Annotated in this window: 28 protein-coding genes; 18 read left to right on the top strand and 10 right to left on the bottom strand. The window is 68.7% G+C overall.

Features of this window, described 5'->3' with window-relative positions; genetic code table 11:
- The first annotated feature begins 38 nt into the window (after positions 1 to 38).
- Entirely contained in the window at positions 39 to 1,373 is a 1,335-nt protein-coding gene (locus tag C1707_RS11810; protein ID WP_101712532.1) for a spinster family MFS transporter, read from the top strand.
- On the opposite strand, the gene C1707_RS11805 is transcribed toward C1707_RS11810, so the two are convergent.
- Together C1707_RS11805 and C1707_RS26135 are read right to left on the bottom strand one after the other, a co-directional pair.
- Positions 1,370 to 1,756, bottom strand: a complete 387-nt coding sequence (locus tag C1707_RS11805) for a hypothetical protein (RefSeq protein WP_101712531.1) — start codon at positions 1,754 to 1,756, stop codon at positions 1,370 to 1,372. The two genes, C1707_RS11810 and C1707_RS11805, sit on opposite strands and share 4 nt — an antisense overlap.
- 63 nt (positions 1,757 to 1,819) lie before the next feature.
- Complete coding sequence (locus C1707_RS26135) at positions 1,820 to 1,996, bottom strand: hypothetical protein (protein WP_164467335.1); 177 nt, start codon at positions 1,994 to 1,996, stop codon at positions 1,820 to 1,822.
- A 216-nt stretch (positions 1,997 to 2,212) separates the two neighbouring features.
- Between C1707_RS26135 and C1707_RS11800 the strand changes: the two genes are divergently transcribed.
- The 5 genes from C1707_RS11800 (at position 2,213) to C1707_RS11780 (ending at position 7,250) form a co-directional block, all read left to right on the top strand.
- Positions 2,213 to 3,712: a spinster family MFS transporter gene (locus C1707_RS11800; RefSeq protein ID WP_101712530.1), complete on the top strand. Its 1,500-nt coding sequence runs from the start codon at positions 2,213 to 2,215 to the stop codon at positions 3,710 to 3,712.
- 234 nt (positions 3,713 to 3,946) lie between these two features.
- Positions 3,947 to 4,627, top strand: coding sequence for a hypothetical protein (locus tag C1707_RS11795; RefSeq protein ID WP_101712529.1), 681 nt, complete (start codon positions 3,947 to 3,949; stop codon positions 4,625 to 4,627).
- 54 nt (positions 4,628 to 4,681) lie between these two features.
- On the top strand, positions 4,682 to 5,992 hold the full coding sequence (gene purB, locus C1707_RS11790) for an adenylosuccinate lyase (RefSeq protein WP_058349997.1): 1,311 nt from the start codon (positions 4,682 to 4,684) through the stop codon (positions 5,990 to 5,992).
- Between the two features lie 5 nt (positions 5,993 to 5,997).
- Positions 5,998 to 6,750 (top strand): 2OG-Fe(II) oxygenase, encoded by a 753-nt coding sequence (locus C1707_RS11785; RefSeq protein WP_101712528.1) that lies wholly within the window; start codon positions 5,998 to 6,000, stop codon positions 6,748 to 6,750.
- A complete protein-coding gene (locus C1707_RS11780) occupies positions 6,747 to 7,250 on the top strand; it encodes a DNA-deoxyinosine glycosylase (RefSeq protein WP_101712527.1) in 504 nt (167 codons plus the stop codon). The genes C1707_RS11785 and C1707_RS11780 overlap by 4 nt, the downstream gene beginning before the upstream one ends.
- On the opposite strand, the gene C1707_RS11775 is transcribed toward C1707_RS11780, so the two are convergent.
- The 3 genes from C1707_RS11775 to C1707_RS11765 form a co-directional block, all read right to left on the bottom strand.
- Entirely contained in the window at positions 7,247 to 7,618 is a 372-nt protein-coding gene (locus C1707_RS11775) for a DUF1842 domain-containing protein (RefSeq protein ID WP_101712526.1), read from the bottom strand. The genes C1707_RS11780 and C1707_RS11775 overlap by 4 nt on opposite strands.
- A 176-nt stretch (positions 7,619 to 7,794) precedes the next feature.
- Entirely contained in the window at positions 7,795 to 8,214 is a 420-nt protein-coding gene (locus C1707_RS11770; protein WP_101712525.1) for a DUF1842 domain-containing protein, read from the bottom strand.
- A gap of 222 nt (positions 8,215 to 8,436) precedes the next feature.
- On the bottom strand, positions 8,437 to 8,754 hold the full coding sequence (locus C1707_RS11765) for a DUF1476 domain-containing protein (RefSeq protein ID WP_101712524.1): 318 nt from the start codon (positions 8,752 to 8,754) through the stop codon (positions 8,437 to 8,439).
- Between the two features lie 387 nt (positions 8,755 to 9,141).
- Between C1707_RS11765 and purC the strand changes: the two genes are divergently transcribed.
- The 9 genes from purC (at position 9,142) to purQ (ending at position 16,000) form a co-directional block, all read left to right on the top strand.
- Positions 9,142 to 9,897: a phosphoribosylaminoimidazolesuccinocarboxamide synthase gene (purC, locus tag C1707_RS11760; protein ID WP_101712523.1), complete on the top strand. Its 756-nt coding sequence runs from the start codon at positions 9,142 to 9,144 to the stop codon at positions 9,895 to 9,897.
- 68 nt (positions 9,898 to 9,965) lie between these two features.
- Complete coding sequence (gene purS, locus C1707_RS11755) at positions 9,966 to 10,205, top strand: phosphoribosylformylglycinamidine synthase subunit PurS (RefSeq protein WP_101712522.1); 240 nt, start codon at positions 9,966 to 9,968, stop codon at positions 10,203 to 10,205.
- Between the two features lie 8 nt (positions 10,206 to 10,213).
- Complete coding sequence (locus tag C1707_RS11750) at positions 10,214 to 10,876, top strand: DUF3885 domain-containing protein (RefSeq protein ID WP_145998348.1); 663 nt, start codon at positions 10,214 to 10,216, stop codon at positions 10,874 to 10,876.
- Between the two features lie 136 nt (positions 10,877 to 11,012).
- The gene (locus tag C1707_RS11745; protein ID WP_101712520.1) at positions 11,013 to 11,513 is read left to right on the top strand and encodes a hypothetical protein; all 501 of its coding nucleotides are present in this window, start codon (positions 11,013 to 11,015) and stop codon (positions 11,511 to 11,513) included.
- Positions 11,513 to 12,760: a tyrosinase family protein gene (locus C1707_RS11740; RefSeq protein ID WP_205686837.1), complete on the top strand. Its 1,248-nt coding sequence runs from the start codon at positions 11,513 to 11,515 to the stop codon at positions 12,758 to 12,760. The genes C1707_RS11745 and C1707_RS11740 overlap by 1 nt, the downstream gene beginning before the upstream one ends.
- A gap of 16 nt (positions 12,761 to 12,776) precedes the next feature.
- A complete protein-coding gene (locus C1707_RS11735) occupies positions 12,777 to 13,601 on the top strand; it encodes a HEAT repeat domain-containing protein (RefSeq protein ID WP_101712519.1) in 825 nt (274 codons plus the stop codon).
- Position 13,602: 1 nt separating this feature from the next.
- Positions 13,603 to 14,709, top strand: coding sequence for an SCO family protein (locus C1707_RS11730; protein ID WP_101712518.1), 1,107 nt, complete (start codon positions 13,603 to 13,605; stop codon positions 14,707 to 14,709).
- A gap of 63 nt (positions 14,710 to 14,772) precedes the next feature.
- Positions 14,773 to 15,270, top strand: a complete 498-nt coding sequence (locus C1707_RS11725) for a DUF3291 domain-containing protein (protein WP_101712517.1) — start codon at positions 14,773 to 14,775, stop codon at positions 15,268 to 15,270.
- Between the two features lie 67 nt (positions 15,271 to 15,337).
- Positions 15,338 to 16,000 (top strand): phosphoribosylformylglycinamidine synthase subunit PurQ, encoded by a 663-nt coding sequence (gene purQ, locus C1707_RS11720; RefSeq protein WP_101712516.1) that lies wholly within the window; start codon positions 15,338 to 15,340, stop codon positions 15,998 to 16,000.
- A 75-nt stretch (positions 16,001 to 16,075) separates the two neighbouring features.
- Here purQ and C1707_RS26130 read toward each other — a convergent pair whose 3' ends face one another.
- The 3 genes from C1707_RS26130 to C1707_RS11710 form a co-directional block, all read right to left on the bottom strand.
- Positions 16,076 to 16,222, bottom strand: coding sequence for a hypothetical protein (locus C1707_RS26130; protein ID WP_164467334.1), 147 nt, complete (start codon positions 16,220 to 16,222; stop codon positions 16,076 to 16,078).
- A 137-nt stretch (positions 16,223 to 16,359) separates the two neighbouring features.
- Positions 16,360 to 16,752, bottom strand: a complete 393-nt coding sequence (locus C1707_RS11715; protein ID WP_101712515.1) for a type II toxin-antitoxin system VapC family toxin — start codon at positions 16,750 to 16,752, stop codon at positions 16,360 to 16,362.
- Positions 16,749 to 17,021: a type II toxin-antitoxin system VapB family antitoxin gene (locus C1707_RS11710; protein WP_101712514.1), complete on the bottom strand. Its 273-nt coding sequence runs from the start codon at positions 17,019 to 17,021 to the stop codon at positions 16,749 to 16,751. The genes C1707_RS11715 and C1707_RS11710 overlap by 4 nt, the downstream gene beginning before the upstream one ends.
- Positions 17,022 to 17,085: 64 nt before the next feature.
- Here C1707_RS11710 and purL point away from each other — a divergent pair, with 64 nt between their 5' ends.
- Together purL and C1707_RS11700 are read left to right on the top strand one after the other, a co-directional pair.
- Positions 17,086 to 19,305: a phosphoribosylformylglycinamidine synthase subunit PurL gene (gene purL, locus C1707_RS11705; RefSeq protein WP_101712513.1), complete on the top strand. Its 2,220-nt coding sequence runs from the start codon at positions 17,086 to 17,088 to the stop codon at positions 19,303 to 19,305.
- 38 nt (positions 19,306 to 19,343) lie between these two features.
- On the top strand, positions 19,344 to 19,703 hold the full coding sequence (locus C1707_RS11700; RefSeq protein ID WP_101712666.1) for a hypothetical protein: 360 nt from the start codon (positions 19,344 to 19,346) through the stop codon (positions 19,701 to 19,703).
- Between the two features lie 7 nt (positions 19,704 to 19,710).
- Here C1707_RS11700 and C1707_RS11695 read toward each other — a convergent pair whose 3' ends face one another.
- Both C1707_RS11695 and C1707_RS11690 read right to left on the bottom strand, forming a co-directional pair.
- Positions 19,711 to 20,373: a hypothetical protein gene (locus tag C1707_RS11695; RefSeq protein ID WP_101712512.1), complete on the bottom strand. Its 663-nt coding sequence runs from the start codon at positions 20,371 to 20,373 to the stop codon at positions 19,711 to 19,713.
- Positions 20,374 to 20,389: 16 nt separating this feature from the next.
- Positions 20,390 to 21,040: a hypothetical protein gene (locus C1707_RS11690; protein ID WP_101712511.1), complete on the bottom strand. Its 651-nt coding sequence runs from the start codon at positions 21,038 to 21,040 to the stop codon at positions 20,390 to 20,392.
- Between the two features lie 310 nt (positions 21,041 to 21,350).
- On the opposite strand from C1707_RS11690, the gene C1707_RS11685 reads away from it, so the two are divergent.
- Positions 21,351 to 22,034: a heavy metal response regulator transcription factor gene (locus tag C1707_RS11685; protein ID WP_101712510.1), complete on the top strand. Its 684-nt coding sequence runs from the start codon at positions 21,351 to 21,353 to the stop codon at positions 22,032 to 22,034.
- The last annotated feature ends 1 nt before the right edge of the window (position 22,035 follow it).

Below are 22,035 nucleotides of genomic sequence, written 5' to 3'. Positions count from 1 at the left end.
CAACAACGATTAGAACAACTGTTCGAGGAGGAACGCCCATGGCGGAGACGGCAACCCAGTCGCCGGTGATCGCGCCCGTGTCGAGCGGCTATCGCCGCTACGCCCTGTGGGTGCTGCTGATCATCTACACGCTGAACTTCCTCGACCGGCAGGTGGTCAACATCCTGGCCGAGCCGATCAAGCGCGACCTGGGGCTGGCCGACTGGCAGCTGGGCATGATGACGGGCCTGGCCTTCGCGATCTTCTACACCGTGCTGGGCATCCCGATCGCGCGCCTGGCCGAGCGCAAGAACCGGCCGCGGATCATCGCCGCCTCGATCCTGGCCTGGAGCGCCTTCACCGTGCTGTGCGGCTTCGCCCAGAACGTCTGGCAGCTGATCGCCGCCCGCATCGGCGTGGGCGTCGGCGAGGCCGGCTGCACCCCGCCGGCCCACTCGCTGATCACCGACTACGTGCCCAAGGAGAAGCGGGCCAGCGCCATCGCCTTCTATTCGATCGGCACGCCGCTGGGCACCCTGGCCGGCATGGCCATGGGCGGGCTGATCGCCGACGCCTACGGCTGGCGGGCGGCCTTCATGGTCGCCGGGGCGCCGGGCGTGCTGTTCGCGATCATCGCCGCCTTCACCCTGGTCGAGCCGCGCAGGCAGCTGGCCGCCGACCTCGCCGGCCGCGCCGCCCACCAGGTCGGCTTCGGCGCGGCCCTGGCGGTGCTGATGACCAAGAAGACCTTCTGGCTCGTGGCCTTCGCCGCCTCGATCAAGGCCTTCGTCGGCTACGGCCAGGCGCCGTTCATCGCCTCGTACTTCTTCCGCAACCACGGCGCCGACGTCGCCGCCCTGGCCGCGCAGTTCGGCCTGAAGTCGGCCGGGTTCCTGGGCCTGGCCCTGGGCCTGATCGGCGGCACGGCCGGCGTGATCGGCGCCTGGCTGGGCGGCCAGCTGGCCGACAAGCTGGGAGCCAGGGACCTGCGGGCCTACGTCACCGTGCCGGCGATCGCGTCGCTGGTGACCCTGCCGTTCTACATCGCCGCCGTCAGCCTGGACTCGGTGACCGCCGCCATCGGCATTCTCACGATCCCGATCCTGCTGGGCACGCTGTGGTACGGGCCGGTCTACGCCACGGCCCAGAGCATCGTCGATCCGTCGATGCGCGCCACGGCCTCGGCCGTGCTGCTGTTCGTGATCAACCTGATCGGCCTGGGCCTTGGCCCGGTGGCCGTCGGCGCGCTCAGCGACCTCTTCGCCGGGCCCATGGGCTTGGGCGAGGGCCAGGGCGTGCGCTGGGCGCTGATCGTCTCGACGATGTTCGGCCTGGTGGCGTTCGCGCTGTTCTGGGCGGCGCGAAAGACCATCCGAGAGGACATGGTGGGTTAGGTCGCCGCTATGGCGGCCGGCCTCTTGGGGAACACGCCCAGGACGACGGCCGTCACCAGCGCCACGCCGACATCGACCGTGGCATGGAGGACGATCAGCCAACCGAGGCCGTCGCGATAGTCTTTCATCAGCGACAGCTGCGCCGCGTCGGCGGCCTCGAGCATCAGCGACTGCGCCCCGATCAACGCAATGAGGTTGATCACCAGGAAGAGCGTCACGGCGGTGAAGACCCCCAAACGCGCCGACCACGGCCATCGCAGAAGAGATGCGGGGTCCTGCAACTGCTTGAGCAGACCCAGCAAGGTGACCCCATAGAAGAGCCACAAGGCTCCGACGCATGGAAACACGAGCTTGAAGAACTCGAAAGGCGTGTTGCCGGTCATGCCTCGCCCCCGCGAATTGAGAGAACGACGATACCTCAATTCGTAGTTGCAGGGAAGCGGAGCTCAGCCCGGAATGCGGCGCGGAAAGCAGTAGGCGAAGGGGTACGGGTCGGCGGGAACGCCGGCGTCCCAGCGGTCGAGCGCCTTCATTGAGCGGGCGTGGTTCAACTGGGCCAGCGAGACGATTTCGGCGTCGCGGGCGGGCGTTTCCTGACGGGTCTTGCGGGGGACGGCTTGCATGAGAGACCTCCGACGCGGCGGCCGTTCGAGCGGCCTTGCATGTGGCCAGTAGGCGCTCGCCTTCCTGAACGTCCCCGCCCCTTCCCGTTGTCTTCGGTTCATCCGCGCGCCGCAAAGCCGCCACCATTCCGAAGCTTCGAAAAGGGGTGGCGCTGCGCCTGACCTTGGGTCACAGTCGGCGCAAATAGAACAAGTGTTTGAAGGGAGAGAGTCAGTATGGGCCAGGCGCGTGCGCCGGGCGGCGATCGGCCGCTCTATTCCAAGGGATACAAGGCCTCGGTGCTGGGGCTGCTCCTGGCGACCTACACCTTCAACTTCATCGACCGCACGATCATCGCCACCATCGGCCAGGCCATCAAGGTCGACCTGCACCTGACCGACACACAGCTGGGCCTGCTGGGCGGGCTGTACTTCGCCCTGCTCTACACCATCCTCGGTATTCCGATCGCCCGCCTGGCCGAGCGCTGGAACCGGGTCAGCATCATCTCGATCTCTCTGGTCATCTGGTCGGGCTTCACCGCCCTGTGCGGCACGGCGGCCAGCTTCGCCCAGCTGGCGCTCTACCGCTTCGGGGTCGGTGTCGGCGAGGCCGGCTGCTCGCCGCCCAGCCACTCGCTGATCAGCGACTACTACGCGCCCAAGCAGCGGGCCTCGGCGCTGTCGATCTACAGCTTCGGCATTCCGCTGGGCACGATGTTCGGCGCGGTGGCCGGCGGCTGGCTCGCCCAGGAACTGTCCTGGCGCGCCGCCTTCGTCATCGTCGGCCTGCCGGGCATCCTGCTGGCGCTGCTGGTCAAGCTGATCGTCAAGGAGCCGCCGCGCGGCCATTCCGACGTCGTCGAGACGCCCCTGGAACCGGAAGCGATCATCCCGGCCGAACCGGCCAAGCCCGCCTTCTCGATCGGCCGCGAGTTCTCCGAACTGTGGGCCGTGACCAAGGTGCTGTTCGGCAAGTGGCCGGTGCTGCACATGGTGCTGGGGGTGACCATCGCCTCGTTCGGCTCCTACGGCTCGGGCGCGTTCGTGCCGCCCTATTTCGTGCGCGCCTTCGGGCTGGGCCTTGCGCAGGTGGGCCTGATCGTCGGCCTGATCGGCGGTTTCTCGGCGGGCCTGGGCACCCTGGTCGGCGGCTTCTTCAGCGACTGGGCCGGCAAGCGTAGCGCCAAGTGGTACGCCCTGACCCCGGCCATCGGCCTGATCGTCTGCACGCCGATCTACATCGTCGCCTACCTGCAGACCGACTGGCAGATGACCGCCCTGATCCTGCTGATCCCGGGCGTCTTCCACTACGTCTACCTGGCCCCGACCTTCGGCGTGGTGCAGAACTCGGTGGAGCCGCGCCGCCGGGCCACCGCCACGGCCTTGCTGTTCTTCTTCCTCAACCTGATCGCCTTGGGCGGCGGGCCGGTGTTCACCGGCTGGCTGATCGACCACCTCGCCGGCTTCCACTTCAACCATCCCCAGGCCGGCGGCATCTTCGCCGCGCTGGGCGGCATGTTCACGCCGGGCGCGGCGGACTTCGCCAGCGCCTGCCCCGGCGGGATCGCCCCCAAGGGCGCGCCGGTCGAGGCCGCCAAGGCCTGCGGCGCGGCCATGGCCCGCGCGACCCAGCAGGGCATCATCGTCTCCCTGTGCTTCTACGCCTGGGCCGGCGTCCACTACACCCTCGCGGCGATCGGCATGGTCAAGCACATGAAGTCGCGGGCTGGGGCTTAGCGGTCTTGGTTCCTCGAGATGCTCCCCCTGAAGAGGGGGGAGCCGGAGGGTCGGAGGGGGCTCCATCTCCGTCGGAGGGCCGTTCTTCCTGTGAGAAGGGTATTCAGAGACGCCGCCACTACCGTCTAGCGGCGCCCGCGCCGTGAATACATTCAGAAGTAACCCTTTCGAACCAAACGTCGCTTGAACGGCCAGGTGCGCCGTTCACGCAGTGCGCTTGAAGAAGGAGGGGGCATGCCGACGCCCAACCAGAAAAGGGACATGCCGGTCGTCGGCATGGCCATCACGGCCGCATGGCTGATGCTGTTCGTCGGATACATCGCCCTGAACCAGGACAAGGTGCACGACCTCGAACCCAACGAGGTGGGCGACTTCCTGTCGGGGGCCTTCGCCCCGCTGGCGTTCCTCTGGCTGGTCCTGGGCTTCTTCCAGCAGGGCCAGGAACTGCGCAACAGCAGCGAAGCGCTCCAGATGCAGGGCCGCGAACTGCAGCAATCGGTGGAGCAACAGCGCGAACTGGTCGAGGTCACCCGCGAGCAACTGAAGTTCGAGAGCGATCGACTGCAATCTGAGCGTCAACAGGCCGAGCGTAGCGCCCAGCCACTCCTCAACCTGTCGCCTGGCATGTCCATGTCATCAGGCTCAACAATTACGAAAAAGTACTTCGAAATGAAGAATTACGGCAACGAATGCACAAGAGTTCACATCCGCGGAGATGAAATTTCCACCAAGAAAGACCGTCTCAGCCGTGGCGAGACATGCGATTTTTCCATCGTTCTGAATGGTCGAGACAGCCTGGAAACGCTCGTCACCGTCAGCTACCTCGACGGCCAATTCAACCCGCAGGAAAAGAATTACCTGATCACTCTGGAGGATCAAAAATTCGCGGTGAAGGAGGTCCCCCTCACTCGCTAAGTAATAACCCGCTTCCCTTGACTCCGGGGCCGCTCCGGCCGAAACGGCCCGACCATGATCAGCCGCTACGCCCGCCCCGAAGCCGCCGCCATCTGGTCCAGCCAGACCAAGTACAAGATCTGGTTCGAGATCGAGGCCCATGCCGCAGACGCCATGGCCGAGCTGGGGGTGATCCCCAAGCTCGCCGCGGAGACCATCTGGGAGAAGGGCCGCGACGCGGTCTGGGACAGCGACCGCATCGACGAGATCGAGCGCGTCACCAAGCACGACGTCATCGCCTTCCTGACCCACGTGTCTGAAATCGTCGGCCCCGAGGCCCGCTTCCTGCACCAGGGCATGACGTCCTCGGACGTCCTGGACACCTGCTTCGCCGTGCAGCTGTCGCGCGCCACCGACCTGCTGCTGGACGGCGTCGACCTCGTCCTCGCCGCCCTGAAGCGCCGCGCGCTGGAGCACAAGTTCACCGTCTGCGTCGGCCGCAGCCACGGCATCCACGCCGAGCCGATCACCTTCGGCTTGAAGCTTGCCGGCTACTACGCCGAGTTCCAGCGCGCCAAGGAACGCCTGGCGATGGCCAAGTTCGAGATCGCCACCTGCGCGATCTCGGGCGCCGTCGGCACCTTCGCCAACGTCGACCCGCGCGTCGAACAGCACGTGGCCGACAAGATGGGCCTGGCCGTCGAGCCGGTCTCGACCCAGGTGATCCCGCGCGACCGTCACGCCGCCTACTTCGCCGCGCTCGGCGTCGTGGCCTCGTCGATCGAGCGCCTGGCCACCGAGATCCGCCACCTGCAGCGCACCGAGGTGCTGGAGGCCGAAGAGCCGTTCGATCCGGGCCAGAAGGGCTCGTCGGCCATGCCGCACAAGCGCAACCCGATCCTGACCGAAAACCTCACCGGCCTGGCGCGTCTGGTCCGCTCGGCCGTGGTGCCGGCGATGGAGAACGTCGCCCTCTGGCACGAGCGCGACATCAGCCACTCGTCGGTCGAGCGCGGCATCGGCCCGGACGCCACCATCCACCTCGACTTCGCCCTGCGCCGCCTGGCCGGCGTCATCGAGCGCTTCAACATCTATCCCGACAACATGGCCAAGAACCTCGACAAGCTCGGGGGCCTGGTGTTCTCGCAGCGGGTCATGCTGGCGCTGACGCACAAGGACGTGTCGCGCGAGGACGCCTATGCCGCCGTGCAGGGCAACGCTATGAAGGTGTGGCGCGGCGAAGGCCGCTTCCTCGACTTCCTCAAGGCCGACCCGGTGGTCTCCAAGGCCCTGACCGACGCCGAGCTCGAGGACCTGTTCGACCTGGGCTACCACACCAAGAACGTCGACGTGATCTTCAAGCGCGTCTTCGGCGAACAGGCCTGACCCCAGTGAGCGAGCCGCCGATCCTTCGTCTCGATCCGGCGCTGGATCCGGCGGCCCTCGCGGCCGTCTACGCCCGGGACGGCGTCGTCCGCATCCCGGGAATCTTCGAGCCGGCCACGGCCGACGTCCTGGCCCGCATGCTCGAACAGGGCATGGACTGGGACGTCGTCGTCTCCACCGAGACCGGCAAGGCCGAGGTGCTGGACCGCGCGAAGATCCAGCAGCTGGGCGGGGCGGCTGTCGGCGAGAAGCTGAAGGCCGCCACCCTGCGGGCCCGCAGCGGCTTCGCCTACGTCTATCTCGGCTATCCGATGATCAACGCCTATCTGTCGGGGCGTAATCCGGGCCATCCGATCCACGACCTGACCGACTTCCTCAACGGGCCGGAGATGATCGCCTTCGGCGCCCAGGTGATCGGCGAGCCCGGGATCACCAAGCTGGACGCCCAGGCCACGCTGTACCGGCCGGGCGACTTCCTCACCCGCCACGACGATACCGGCGAGGGCGACCGCCGGGCCGCCTACACCATCAGCCTGACGCGCGAATGGCGCAGCGACTGGGGCGGCCAGCTGCTGTTCCACGACGACCTGGGCGACATCGAGCGCGGCTACGCCCCGGCCTTCAACACCATGACCATCTTCAAGGTGCCCCGGCAGCATTCGGTGGCCCCGGTCGCGCCCTATGCCGGCGCGCCGCGGCTGATGATCACCGGCTGGCTGAAGGACAGCCCGCCGTCCGGCCAGCCTCGCCAGGGGTGAGCCAGGACGGGCGCAAGCGCGGCTTTCCGCCGGTCGTTGATCCCGACGTGCGCGTGCTGGTGCTGGGCAGCCTGCCTGGCGACGCCTCGCTGGCGGCCGCGCAGTACTACGGCCATCCCCGCAACGGCTTCTGGCGGCTGATCGGCGCGGTCGTCGGGCGCGACCTGGCCGCCCTGCCCTACGAGCAGCGGCTCTCGGCCCTGCTGGCGGCGGGCGTGGGCCTGTGGGACGTCCACGCCGAGGCCGTGCGGCCAGGCAGCCTGGACGCGGCGATCAAGGACGCCGCCGACAACGACCTGACAGGCCTGGTCGACGGCCTGCCGCGCCTGCGGGCCGTGGCCTTCAACGGCGGCGCGGCGGCCAAGGCCGGGACCCGGCTGCTGGCTTCGCGGGCCGACCGCCTGGCCCTGGTTTCCCTGCCCTCGTCCAGCCCCGCCCACGCGGCCATGAGCTTCGAGGCCAAGCGCGAGGCGTGGCTGGCCTTGAGAGACCGGCTCTAGGCTTCGGGCTTGACCGGAGCCTTCGAGACCTTGGTCTGCAGGTACTCGAACTGGCCCTCGCCGACCCAGGCCTGATCGACCGTGAGGACGGCGCCGAAGCGGGCCGACTGCCCCGCATGGGGAAACTCGCCTTGCAGCGCGATCCGAAGGCCGAAGGGCGCGTCTCCGGTCGGCGCGACCTCGCCCGACACCTCGAACCGATGCCGGCCGCCGATCACCGCCTGATTGATCTCGGCCGCGCCGTTTACCCGGTCGGCGGCGAACCGCAGGTCCAGCTTCACGATCGGCGCGCCCGGCATGCCGAGCCTGCCCACGACCAGTTGGGCGGTCGAAGCGTCTGCGCCGCACATCTCGATATCGTCGGCCATGGCCTTCTCTCCCCGTCCACGGCGATCGCCCCCTGCGCCGCCGCGGATTTCGATCCGGGAAGCTAGGGCGCGCGCGGGCGAGATGTCGTGCGATTTCGCACAACGCCGCTCTTCGAGGACGAAAAAGGCCCGACCGGCGAGCGCCGGCCGGGCCTCTTTCAACTGGGCCGAAAGGCTCAGACCCGCTTCACCGGCACGTTGTCGACGTGGGTGTTGAGGTAGTCGAAGCCGCCGTGGCCGTTCCAGGTCTTGTCGACCGCCAGGCCGGCGCGGAACTGGGCCAGGAACGAGCCGATGGCCGGCGGCGGCACGCTGTAGACGAACTGGCCTTGCAGCGCGACCAGCAGCTGATCCTGGCCCAGGCCCGTGTGGTAGATGTGACCCGAGACCGGGAAGCGGTGATTGCCGCCCTGCACGGCCTGGGTGATCTCGGCGATGCCGCTGACGTTGCCCGAGGGCGCGTCGACGGTCAGGGCCAGATTGACGATCGGAGCGCCGGGCGTGCCGACGTCGCCGACCACGACCTTGACCAGGTACAGGCCGACCGGGCCGATCTCGGCCGATTGGGAATGCAGGTTGCCGACGTCGTCAGCCATGATTGCGTCCTCCGGTTTTCGGAGCGGTCGCGTGATCGCCGCCCCGTTGTCGACGATGCGCCTCGAGGGCGAATTCGCCGCCCTATAAAGCCTGAGGACGATTACAGTTTTTCGACAACCTGAAGGTGCATAAGTTCACAGATGCGCGATGGCGCAAAAGAAAAGGCCCGGCAGGTGCGAACCGGGCCGGGCCTCTTCGTGGTCGCCTCTCGGCGGAGCGGCTTATTCGCCGGCGCGCAGCTGCTCGCGGGCGAAGGCCAGCAGCTCGGCCATCTTCATGCGGACCTCGCCTTCCGACACCGCGACGCCCGAGCCCTTCAGGTCTTCGAAGACCTTGCGGAACACGTCCTCGTCGCCGGGTTGCTCGAAGTCCGACTTCACGACGGCGCGGGCGTATTCCTCGACCGTGGCCAGGCCCATCAGGCCGGCGGCCCATTCGCCCAGCAGGCGGTTGCGGCGCGCGGTGGCCTTGAACTCCAGCTCCTGGTCGTTCGCGAACTTGCGTTCGAAAGCCTGCTCGCGGTCGTCGAAGGTCGTCATGAAAGCCCCAAGTTTTCCGAAGCGCCCGCCGCCTAAGGGTGCAACCCAGGGCGGTAGTACGGCGCTCCAGTGTAAGAGAGTAGTCCGGTTTCGTCCCACGCGAACATAGCGTGTCCGCGAGACGAAGTGTTCTTGTGGCGGCTCCATATCCCGCCCAGCGGCGGGGGGCAATCGCCCGCGACGCCGCAGGGCGAAGGTTTACCACGATGGCAGCCCGCGTTTGCGGAAAAGGCCGCGTTCGGGTAGGTTCCGCCGGACATTTTTCAGTGAGCGGCCTTGAGTCGAACGCCGCGCGCAGCTATCCGCCGCGCGCGCTTTTCGTTTTCTCCGGGAGTCTTCCGGGCAAGGACGGCGCGCTTATTCGCAGGAAGGGCCTCGACGAGAGCCATGACCCGTCGCAAGAAGATCTACGAAGGCAAGGCCAAGATCCTGTACGAGGGCCCCGAGCCCGGCACCCTGATCCAGTACTTCAAGGACGACGCCACCGCGTTCAACGCGCAGAAGAAGGCCGTCCTGGAAGGCAAGGGCGTGATCAACAACCGCATCAGCGAGTACATCATGACTCGCCTGAACGCGATCGGCGTCCAGAACCACTTCATCCGCCGCCTGAACCTGCGCGAGCAGCTGATCAAGGAAGTCGAGATCGTTCCGCTCGAGGTCGTGGTGCGCAACATCGCCGCCGGCTCGATCGCCACCCGCCTGGGCCTGACCGAGGGTCAGCCGCTGCCGCGTTCGATCATCGAGTTCTACTACAAGGACGACAAGCTCGGCGATCCGATGGTCTCCGAGGAGCACATCACCGCGTTCAACTGGGCCGCCACCCAGGAGATCGACGACATGATGGCCATGGCCCTGCGCGTGAACGACTACCTGTCGGGCCTGTTCGGCGGCGTCGGCATCACGCTGGTGGACTTCAAGATCGAGTTCGGCCGCGTCTACGAAGGCGACTTCTCGCGCATCATCCTGGCCGACGAGATCAGCCCCGACAGCTGCCGCCTGTGGGACTCGGCGACCAACGAGAAGCTGGACAAGGACCGCTTCCGCCGCGACCTGGGCAACGTCATCGAGAGCTACACCGAAGTGGCCCGCCGCCTCGGCATCATGAAGGAAATGCCCACCGTCATCCAAGGCGGCGTGCACTAAGGTCAGTCAGGACGGCTCCCCGCCGGGAGCCGTCGCGATGCTCGATGCGTCGCTGGGGAGATTTTGCGTTGAAAGCCACCGTCCACGTGTTCCTGAAGCCCGGCGTGCTCGACGTCCAGGGCAAGGCCGTCGAGAACGCCCTGCACGGCCTGGGCTGGCCGTCGGTGAAGGACGCCCGCGTCGGCCGCGTCATCGAGTTCGACCTCGACGCCACGGACGCCGAGGCCGCCACGGCCGAGGTCAAGGCCATGTGCGACAAGCTGCTGGCCAACACGGTCATCGAAAGCTACCGCATCGACATCGCCTGAGGCGGGCCGTGGGATCGAGCGCTCTCCATCCCACCCGCCAGCGGATGCTCGACGTCTTCGGCGTCGAGCGCCTGCACGACTTCCGGGGGCCGGCCTGGACGCGGATCGAGCTGATCCCCGACGCCACGGCCCCCGATCGTCTTCCTCATCCCTTCACGTCGTCGGCGCGCCTGCTGCGCGAGCTCGACACCGCCCGGACGGTCGTCGCCGCCATGTTCGGCCGTTCCGAGCGGGTGACCCTGGAGCTGGGCTGGAGCACCGGCGAGAAGCCGCCGTTCAAGCGCCTGTCGCACCTGGGCTTCGACCTGCCCCGCCAGCCGGCCTGGCGCCTTCGCCCCGATCCGGAAGACGCGCCCGACTGGTGGTGGAACCTCGCCTACGCCGAGGTCCCCGCCACGCCCGACGCCCTGGCCCCCTTCCTGCTGGCCGCGGTCGGCGGCTTCCAGAAGCGGGGCCTGATCAACCTGGCGGTCGGGATCGTCGACTTCGAGGCCGGCCTGGCGCTGGAATTCTACGACGCCAAGGGCATGACCCCAATCGCCGTCACGCCCGAACGCCTGGCGCCGACCTACTGGCGCTTCCGCGACTGGGTGCGCGACGCCGAGATCGAGCGCTGCGACGGCCTGCTCGCCGCCTGGCGCGAGGCGCCGCCGCGCCTGACGGTGGTCTGAGCGATCTTCCGCATCGACCGACGGTTGTGCTTTCGCGCACATAGAAGAACGTCGTTACGCGTTATTGACGGCCAAGCTCGAGCGTGAGCTGCTTCATAGGTTGCATTCGCAATCGACACCCTAAAGCCGTGCGCCGATGTGCCGAGACCTCGTCCGCCTGGAGTCCTGCGCGGCCGCGCCGCTGAGGGCCACCCTGCCTCAACTGATCGGCTGCGGGCTGGGCCTGGCAGTGGGGCTGGCGGCCGACTGGGCCAATGGCGCGGGCGCCCTGCTTTCCAGCCTCTGCACCACCTCGGGCGGTTATGGCCCGGCCTTCTGGACGGTCTGCGAGTTGGGTCACCTGGGCATGATCGCCGGGGCGATGGCGGGGTGCGGCGCGGGACTGGCGCGGTTGAGGCTTTGGCGGGCCCCGACGCCGGCGCGCAACCGGGTGCTGCTGGCTTCGGGCCTGGCGTTCGGCGCCATGCTGCTGGCCATGGCCGGCCTGGGGGCCCTGCCCGCCTGGGGCGGCGAAAGCCTGGCGGCGACGGTCGCGGCGATGCTCGCGGCCATGGTCGCCGGCCACGGCCTGGGCCTGCTGGCGCACGGATGGATTTCTAGCGGCGCCAGGCGCTCGCGACACGGGGGAGCGGCGTGATGCGTGTGGAGATCGACGTCGAGGGCGAACTGCCCGACGGCCGGGTGTTCCTGACCTGGGCGCCCGTCAAGGCGACCGCGCGGGTGATCGACGGCGGCGCGGGCGGCGACGTGGACGTCCTGCTCGACAACGGCGGCACGGCGGGCGGCGGCAAGGTGGTGTTCGACACCCGGCGCCGCCACGACGGCGCGTCGAACCTGAAACTGCGCCTGCCCCGCGACGGGACCCCGGTCGCCTTCTGGGTCGCCGGCGAGTTCGGCGAGCCCAGCAAGAGCTATGGCGACGCCGGGATCAAGGCCGTCGTCGGCGGCGCCGTCGTCGGGACGCTGCCGCTGATGGTGCGGATCCGCAAGGACGCCCAGACCCTGACCGAGGCCGAGCGCGACCGCTTCCTGGTGGCCCTGGCCCGGCTGAACGACGCGGGGGCGGGCCCGTTTCGGGCGTTCCGCGACATGCACACCAACCTTTCCAGCCGCGAGGCCCACGGCGGGCCCGGCTTCATGCCCTGGCACCGCTCGTACCTGCTGGACCTGGAGCGCGAGCTGCAGGCCGTCGACCCCAGCGTCGCCCTGCCCTACTGGCGGTTCGACAAGCCGGCCCCGAACATCTTCGACCCGCACTTCCTGAGCATGCCCGCGGCCTCGCCCACCGCCGGCGACCTGGTGCGGTTTCCGCCCGGCCATCCGCTGGAGCACTGGTCGACCGACAGCTTCACCGGCGTGATGCGCCGGCCCAACTTCGACGTCAGCGGCGCGCCGCCGACGCGCCGGGCCGGCCGGGCCTACGTGCTGACCGAGCGCGAGACCCTGGACCTGGGCCCCACCTTCGGCCAGCTGCGCAGCATGGAAAGCGCCCCGCACGGACCGGCGCACGTCAGCTTCTCGGGCTTCATCAGTTCGATCCCCACCGCCGCCAAGGACCCGCTGTTCTTCCTGCTGCACGGCAATGTCGACCGGCTGTGGGCCAAGTGGCAGTGGGCCAACCGGCGCTTCGACACCGCCGATCCGGACGCCTTCCAGGCGGGCGGATCGCTCGGCCACCGGCTGCCCGACACCATGTGGCCCTGGAACGGCGTCACGGGCGGGGGCCGCCCGCCGACGGCGCCCGGCGGACCGCTGAGGGATTCCCCCGTCACCAGCCTGCCTGGCCCCAAGCCCACCGTGGGCGCCATGCTCGACTACCTGGGCGTCCGCTCCGGCCGCGACCAGGGCTTCGCCTATGACGACGTCCCGTTCGAAGCCGCGTGACGAGGGAGTCAGACCGATGAAGGCCAGCGACTATCGCCGACAGTACGAGGCCGAGCTCGCCTCCGAAGCCGCGTTCACCGACGGACTGCGCGCCGCCGCGGCGCCGCTGGAGACCGAGGCGGACATTCCCACCCTGCTCGCCGTGGCCACCGACCCCAAGGCGCTGCAGGACGACCGCCAGGCGGCCCTCGAACAGGTGCACGCCGCCACCTTCCTGGGCGAGGCGTTCGATCGCCATCGCGCCGAATACGAGTCCGCGCTGCGCAAGCTGATCACCGACGACGCCCCCGCGCTGCGCCGCACGGCGCTGGAATGGCTGAGCGCGGCCAAGGACGAGGTCGCGCAGAAGGTCCTGGCCGACGGCCTGAAGGACCCGCGCAAGGCCCTGGTGTCGGCGGCCAGCGCCCTGGAGTTCCTCAGTCTGGACGAGCACAGCGCCGTGACGCCGCTGGCGCGCCTGGTGCTGGAACGCGACAAGGACCTGGAAGCCCGCGTGGCGGCGCTGCGCACCCTCACGGCCGATCCGAACGCGGCCGACATCTTCGCGCGCTTCATGCGCGACAAGGACGAGTTCAAGGAGGTGCGCCAGATCAGCGCCGTGGGCCTGCAGAAGCTGAACGAGAACCTTTTCCAGAAGGTGGCCCAGCAGATCGCCGTCGACGACCACGACTTCGACGACATCCGCGCCACGGCGCTGAACGGGCTGGCGCGCAGCCCGATCGCCGAGCAGTTGCTGAGCAATCCGGCGGTGCGCGCCTCGGCCAGGGCGATCGGCGAGAAGCTGGCCTCGAACGCCTTCTCCTCCCTGCTGTCGCGCATCAAGCCGGGATCGGACGCCTGAGATGGCGCCCGGACTGTCGATCGACGCCGCGCGGCCGGCCGCGTCGCTCGACGAAGCCGAGGCGGCCGTCGACCAGGCCTTGGCTGATCCTGACGCCGCGACGGCCCTGATCCGGCTGCTGGCCGAGGACGCGCCGCTCTATCGCGGCCGGGGAACGGCCGAGGCCGAGCGCCTGCGCGGCCGGGTGCTGGCGGGGTTCGCCCGGGCGGGATTGCCGCCGGCCGCCCTGCCCCAGGTGCTGGCCGAGCTGGAGACCGGACTGAATCCGCAGGTGGTGGCCGGGGCCGCCCGGGCGCTTGCCGGCGCCGAGCCTCCTCCGGCCGAGGCGCTCGACCTGCTGGCGGCCGCCGCCCTGCGCATCCGATCGAGCGACAGTCTGGCCTGGCTGGATCCCGCCGCCCCCGTCAGCGCCGTGGCCGAGGTGGTGCTGGCCATGGCCCGGCACGGCGCGCCGGCGGTCTCGCGACTGCGGGTGCTGCGCGCCGAAGGCGGCTGGTCGGCGACGGTGACGGCGGCCCTGGCCCAGGCCATCGCCACGGCCGAAGCCGCCGCGCCGAAAAGCTGCTGCGGCGGACGGTCCGAAGCCGCGCCCGCGAGGCCCGTCGCCGCCCCCGGCGCGATCGACGACCTGGAGATCCAGGACCAGTCGGGCGCGGTCATGCGGTTCGCCGACCTCTTCGGCGGGACGCCAGCGGCGATCGCCTTCTTCTACACGCGTTGCATGAACCCGCAGAAATGCTCGCTAACCATCTCGCGGCTGGCGGCGGTGAGCGCGCGACTGAAGGGGGCGGGCCTGGCCGGGCAGGCCGTCGTGGCCGCCTTCACCTACGATCCGGCCTACGACACGCCGCGCCAGTTGGAAGCCTACGGTCGCGACCGCGACTTTCCGTTCGGCGACCGCTGCCGGCTGCTGCGCACGACCGGCCCCCTGGACCCGCTGCAGGCCCATTTCGAACTGGGCGTCGGCTTCGGGCCGGCGACCGTCAACCAGCACCGCATAGACCTGGCCGTGCTCGGCGCCGACGGCCGCGTCGTACTGAGCCATGCCCACCGGCTCTGGGACGAGGCGGAGGTGTTCGGCGTGCTGGAACGCCTGATCCGCGGCTAGGCCCCTTTCGCGACGGCCGCCCGGCGCCTACTTCCGAAGGACAAGCACAACCGGGAGGACGTCATGGCGGCATTCGAGCTGGCCCAGGTCAATATCGGCCGCCTGAAGGCGCCGATCGACCATCCGTCGATCAGGGACTTCGCCGACAACCTCGACCGCATCAACCTGCTGGCCGAGGGCTCGCCGGGTTTCGTATGGCGGCTGAAGGGCGACGGGAACAACGCCACCGACCTTTCGATCGACGGCGACCCGCTTCTGATCCCCAACCTGTCGACCTGGACCGACATCCCGTCGCTGGGGGCCTATGTCTACCGCTCGGCCCACGTGGAGATCATGCGGCGGCGGCGCGAATGGTTCGAACCGGCGCAAGGCCCGCACATGGCCCTGTGGTGGGTTCCGGCCGGCCATCGGCCAACCGTCGAGGAGGCGATGGAGAAGATCGCCCTGCTGGCGGCGAACGGACCCACGCCCGCCGCCTTCACCTTCCGCCAGCCTTTCCCCGCCCCCGCCGGCGCCCCCGGCGATCCCGGCGCGCAGCCGGTGCTGGACGAATGTGCGTGAACTGATCGCGAGTTTCGGGGACGGCGGCGCCTGACATTCGGTTCGAACGGTGCTACAGGCCCGCGCCATGAAAGCCGCCGTCGTCGTCTTCCCGGGTTCCAACTGCGATCGTGACTGCAAGGTCGCCGTCGAACGCTCCACCGGCGCTCGCGTCGAGATGGTCTGGCACCAGGAGACGGCCCTGCCGGACGACCTGGACCTGATCGTCCTGCCCGGCGGCTTCTCCTACGGCGACTATCTGCGCTGCGGCGCGATGGCGGCCCAGAGCCCCGTGATGAAGGAGGTCGTCTCGGCCGCCAACAAGGGCGTGGCCGTGGTCGGCATCTGCAACGGCTTCCAGGTTCTGACCGAAGTGGGCCTGCTGCCCGGCGCCCTGCTGCGCAACGCCAAGCTGAAGTACATCTGCAAGCCGGTCGAGCTCGACATCGTCAACAGCCAGACCCGCTTCACCGCCGCCTTCGGCGAGCAGCGCGACGCGGTGATGACCGTGGGCAACGGCGAGGGCAACTTCTTCGCCGACGAAGAGACGCTGAACCGCATCGAGGGCGAAGGCCAGGTGGTGTTCCGCTACAAGGACAACCCCAACGGCTCGGCCCGCGACATCGCCGGCATCGTCAACGCCGGCGGCAACGTCCTGGGCCTGATGCCCCACCCCGACCGCTCGTTCGACGCCGATCTCGGCTCGGAAGACGGCGCGATCCTGTTCCGCAGCGTCTTCCAGAGCGCGTAACCGACCGCCCACGAAAAAGGGCCGACGGAGCGACGCCGGCCCTTCCTCCGATAGAGCGCTGCTAACGCTCGCTGATCAGCGGTCGCGATCGCGCTCCGGCTGATTCTCCTGGCCGCCCGGGTTGCGGCCCTGTTCGTTCTGGCGCTGCTGCTGCTGCTGGCCCGGAGCCTGTCGCTGCGGGTTCTGCTGCTGTTGCTGCGGATTGCGGGTTTGCTCGCCCATGGGCTTTACTCCTCTTCGTTCCGCGCGCTGGCTGCGCACAGGAGGAAGAACGGACCCGGGACTCGCCGCGTTCCTTTTGCGCAGCTGCCTTAATTCCAGCTTAGCTCATGTTTTCGCAGATCTTTTCGCGGAATACGTCAGGAGACCGAACGAATGTCGGTATGAGCGAAGTCGTCGCCTTTGTAGAGCAGCGGCTCTTCCATGACCTTCGCAAGGGCGTAGCTGAAACAGTCACCGTAGTTGAGATTTGCACGGTGACGCCCTTTGCCGTAGGCGCGCCGGGCTTGGGCGGCGATAAAGCCTTGCTGCGCCGTGACCGCAACGATCGTTATGCCAAGTTCGGCGATATCTGTGTCCAGCAACGCCAGCCCATTGGCGACATCGAACTTGCGAAAATAAACTTCGGCGCATTCGAGATAGGAGGCGACCGACATCTTCTTCACCCAGCTATCACGGATCAGGCTGTAGAAAGCCTCGCGCTCCGGCTCGTCCAATGTGATGGCGATGAAGGCCGAAGTATCGATGATCATCCGATAGGTTGACCGTACTCGCCGTACAGTTCCTCGTCCTCGATCTCCTTCAAGGATCGGGGATCTTGGGTTCGAGGGCGAACATCGAGCCGTGCAAAGAAAGCCAGTTTCCTGGCCTCTCGCTCTTCAGGGGTAAGGTCGGAGCCGGATAGACGGACTTTCCGCTCCATCAAAGCCTGATGATAGACCTCGTTGATGCTCTCACCGGTCGCCTCGGCGATCTCATGCGCAAGGCGTTCAGTTTCTTCCGCGAGAATTAGTATGCCCATTTCGCGCTAAGCCTCCGGCTGGAAATCTAGCGGAATCCCCCCAGCCGCGCTAGAAGGCGCGCCCATGAGCGCACCGACCAACGCCCCCGCCAAGTCCCCCGCCAAGTCGATGGCCGATACGGCCGCCGAGTTCGGCCTGAAGCCCGAGGAATACGCGGTCGTTCTCGACCGGCTGGGCCGCGAGCCCAACCTCGTCGAGCTGGGCGTGTTTTCGGTGATGTGGTCCGAGCACTGCTCGTACAAGTCGTCCAAGAACCAGCTGAAGAAGTTCCCGATCAGCGGTCCGCGCGTGATCTGCGGTCCGGGCGAGAACGCCGGCGTCATCGACATCGACGACGGCGACGCGATCATCTTCAAGATGGAGAGCCACAACCACCCGTCCTACATCGAGCCCTATCAGGGCGCGGCGACGGGCGTGGGCGGCATCATGCGCGACGTCTTCACGATGGGCGCGCGTCCCATCGCCCTCCTGAACGCCCTGCGCTTCGGCGAGCCGGGCCATCCCAAGACCAAGCGCCTGGTCGACGGCGTGGTGGCCGGCATCGCCGGCTACGGCAACTGCGTGGGCGTGCCCACGGTCGCCGGCGAGACCAACTTCCACAAGGGCTACAACGGCAACATCCTGGTCAACGCCATGTGCGTGGGCCTGGCCAAGGCCGACAGCATCTTCTACTCCGCCGCTCCGGGCCCGGGCCTGGCGGTCGTCTACTTCGGCTCCAAGACCGGCCGCGACGGCATCCACGGCGCGACCATGTCGTCGGCCGAGTTCTCGGAGGACTCCGAGGAGAAGCGCCCGACCGTGCAGGTCGGCGACCCCTTCGCCGAGAAGCTGCTGATCGAGGCCACCCTCGAACTGATGGCCACCGGCGCGGTCGCCGCCATCCAGGACATGGGCGCGGCGGGTCTGACCTCGTCGTCGGTCGAGATGGCCGGCAAGGGCGGCGTCGGCATCGAGCTGAACATGGACATGGTTCCGCAGCGCGAGACCGGCATGTCGGCCTACGAGATGATGCTGTCGGAAAGCCAGGAGCGCATGCTGGCGGTCCTCAAGCCCGGCCGCGAGCAGGACGGCCACGCCATCTTCGAGAAGTGGGGCCTGGACGCCGCCGTCATCGGCTACACCACCGACACCGGCCGCCTGGTGCTCAACCACCACGGCGAGGTCGTCTGTGACGTGCCGCTGGCCCCGCTGTTCGACGACGCCCCGCTCTATGATCGGCCGTGGACGGAGCCCAAGGTCGATGACCGCCTCGACCCGGCCAAGGTGCCGGCGCCCGAGAACTGGGACGAGGCCGTGCTCAAGGTGCTCGGCTGCCCGGACATGGCCTCCAAGCGCTGGCTGTGGGAGCAGTACGACCGCCACGTTATGGCCGACACGCTGGAAGACAGCGCCACCGGCTGCGACGCCGGCATCGTGCGCATCCACGGCACGGGCAAGGCCGTCGCGGTCACCAGCGACTGCACCCCGCGCTACGTCCAGGCCGATCCGTACGAGGGCGGCAAGCAAGCCGTCGCCGAGGCCTGGCGCAACCTGACCGCCGCCGGCTCCGTGCCGATCGCCATCACCGACAACCTCAACTTCGGCAGCCCCGAAAAGCCCGAGACCATGGGCCAGATCGTGCGCGCCACCGACGGCATGGCCGAGGCCTGCCGCGCGCTCGACTTCCCGGTCGTGTCGGGCAATGTCAGCCTCTACAACGAGACCAACGGCGTCGCCATTCCGCCGACCCCGACCGTCGGCGCCGTCGGCCTGCTGGCCGATTTCGACCTGCGCACGGGCTTCGGCGCCGTGGCCGAGGGCGACACCCTGGTGCTGATCGGCGAGACGCACGGCGAGCTGGGCGCGTCGATCTATCTGCGCGAGATCCTGGGCCGCGAGGACGGCGCCCCGCCGCCGGTCGACCTGGCCGTCGAGCGCAAGAACGGCGACTTCGTGCGCGGCCTGGCCGGCACGGGCCTGGTGGCCGGCGTGCACGACCTGTCGGACGGCGGCCTGCTGGTCGCCGCGGCCGACATCGCCCTGGCCAGCAAGGTCGGCGTCACCCTGAACGCCACCAGCCACGCCCACGCCCACCCTTACCTGTTCGGCGAGGACCAGGCCCGCTACCTGGTGGCGACGCCCGATCCGGACGCTCTGCTGGAAGCGGCCAAGGACGCCGGCGTGCACGCCAACATCGCGGGCGTGGCCGGCGGCGAGGCCTTCGCCTCCACGGGCCTGTTCTCGATCCCGCTGGCCAAGCTGCGCGAGGCGAACGAAGCCTGGCTGCCGGCGTTCATGGGCTGATCGCCGGTCTCGGCGAGAGTATCGAAAGAGTGCTGAAGATGCGTCTGCCGCTGATCGCCGCCGCCCTGCTGACCCTGGCCGCCTGCGCCCCGACGGCCCCGCCGCCCGGACCCGCGCAGGCCGCCTCGGGCGGCGACACCGCCGAGACCTGCGCCGCCCGCGGCGGCCGGATCGAGACCGTCGGCCGGCGGGGCCTGCCCACCTGCGTCGTGCCCTATGCCGACGCCGGCAAGGCCTGCACCGACACCGCCCAGTGCCAGGGCGGCTGCATCGTCGAGGGCAACCTCGAGCCCAACGACGCGCCGGTGACCGGCCAGTGCAAGCGCTCGAACGTGCAGTTCGGCTGTTACGCCAAGGTCGTCAACGGCAAGGCGACCGGCGCGATCTGCATCGACTGACGCGCCGCTAGATCGCTTCGTAAGTCACCGAGAAGCCGCCGTCGGCCGCCTGGACGACGGTGGCCTTGGCGCGTTCGCGGCCCGTGAAGTCGATGATCGCGCCGGGCCTGGTCGACAGGTCCAGCACCTTGCCGCGCACGAAGCGCCCCTCGATCAGGTGAAACACCGGACGCGGCCGGATCTGATAGGTGACGTGCGGCCGGGCGTCGAACACCGCCGCGGGCACGGGTTCGTTGCTGTCGATCTGCTTGGTCAAGCCCAGCACGACCCCGTCGCCTTCCGGAAAGTCGGCCTTGGTGTCGATGGCGAAGTGACCGGGCTCGGCGGCGCCGGCGGTGAGCTTCTCGGCGAAGCCCCGGCTGGGCCCCTCGTGGTCCATGTGGGTGATCGTGACGAGGTCGCGGGCCAGCGGGTTCACCGGCGCCGTGAACGCCGCCTTGATCACGCGCTCGACCTCCACCTTGGCCGGAAAGGCGAACAGGGCCTGCACGGCCTCGCTGAAGGTGGCGGCGCGGGGCGCGTTCGGCTCGACATAGTCGAAGGGCGCGCAGACGGCGGGCCATACCGCCACCGACGCGCCGTCCAGGGTGACGTCCGGCGGCGCAGGCAGCAGCGCATAGCTGCGGACCTTGCCGCCGGCGTTCACGATCTCGATCGTCCAGACCGCCATGCTCGCCTCCGCCCGATCAGACCGGTTCGTAGGTGACGGCGAAGGTCCCGTCAGCCTTGGCCACGATCGTCGCCGTCAGCTTGTCCTGGTCGAAGTCGATGGCGACCAGCGACGGCGGATGCAGCGCCAGCGCCTCGCCGCGCAGCGGACGTCCCTGCGCCAAGTGGAAGCGGTGCGACGGCTCGATCACGAACACGCCGCCGGGCTGGGGCGGGAAACCAGCGATCGGGGTCGGCACGTCGCTGTCTCCGAACTTGCCCAGCCCGATCGTCGCGGGCGGCGGAAACGAACCGTTGGACAGCGGATCGGGCGTGTGCAGCGAGACCGTGCCGTAGTCCGACCGGTCATGTTCCACCGGCCCGAAAAGGGCGGGGTTGTCGAGCAGGTCGACGCGGTCGCGCGCCCGGGCGTCGACCGGCACGTTGGCGTTTTCCGTCAGCACCACGCCGGGCGCGGGCCTGGCGCTGAAGTCCACGTAGATGGCGATGCTCTCGCTGAAGGTCGAGCGGCGGCGATCATCTGGCTGGATCCCCGGATAGGTGATCCAGGCGCAGGGATGGACCGCGACCGCCTGACCCGAGAACCGCACCTTCGGCGGCTCGCTGTAGACGAAGAAGTCCTTGGCCGCTCCGGTCTCGTTGACCACCTCGATCGTCCAGATCGCCATCGCTCGCCCCTGCCCCCGAACGCGCCGCTCGCGTCGAAATCGGGCGCAACCTGGACATGAATCGATGAGCTTCGCAATTGACGATGGCGCACATCGACGCCGCCATAGCCTTCCGGTCGAAAATGTCATGCTGGCGTCAGCCTGGCGACCAGCGCGCAATGGCACCAAGGCCGCAGTCCTCGCCCGGCCGCTACCGAGCCCCCTTCCCGCCCCAGCCGTGGCGGTCGGCGCGGGGACGCTGTATCAAAGCTGTTCGTGGAGGCGCTTGGCCTCCGTCGCACGAACACCGCGCCGCCGGGCCGCCGCCACCATGAAGATCCTGATCGTCGAGGACGAACCCAAGACCGTCGCCTATCTGCGCAAGGGGCTGACGGAGCAGGGCTATTCCGTCGACTTTGTCGGCGACGGCGAGGACGGCCTGCACCTGGCCCAGACCCTCGACTACGACGCCATCGTGCTGGACGGCATGCTGCCGGGCCTCGACGGCGTGGCCGTGCTGGAGCGCCTGCGCCAGACCCGCCAGACGCCGGTGATCATGCTGACCGCCCGCGACAGCGTCGACGACCGCCTGCGCGGCCTGGGGGCCGGGGCCGACGACTACCTGGTCAAGCCGTTCTCGTTCCTGGAGCTGCTGGCCCGGCTGCAGGCCATCACCCGGCGCGGCCGCGGCGAGGCGACCACCATCACCGTCGGCGACCTGCACCTGGACCTGCTGGCCCGCCGCGCCACGCGCGCCGGCCGCCGGCTGAACCTGACGGCCAAGGAGTTCGCCCTGCTGGCCGTGCTGGGCCGCCGGCAGTCGCAGATCGTCTCCAAGACCATCATCACCGAGTTGGTCTGGGACATCAATTTCGACACCAACACCAACGTGGTCGAGGTGGCGATCAAGCGCCTGCGGGCCAAGATCGACGGCATGTTCGAGACCAAGCTGCTGCATACCGTGCGCGGCATGGGCTACGTGCTGGAACACCGTCCCGACGGAGGCGTCGAATGAC

Origin of the sequence: Caulobacter flavus (assembly GCF_003722335.1) — a bacterium.
GTDB lineage: Bacteria > Pseudomonadota > Alphaproteobacteria > Caulobacterales > Caulobacteraceae > Caulobacter > Caulobacter flavus.
Note: the sequence above shows the minus strand (reverse complement) of the source record. Positions and strands in the feature narration are given on the sequence as shown.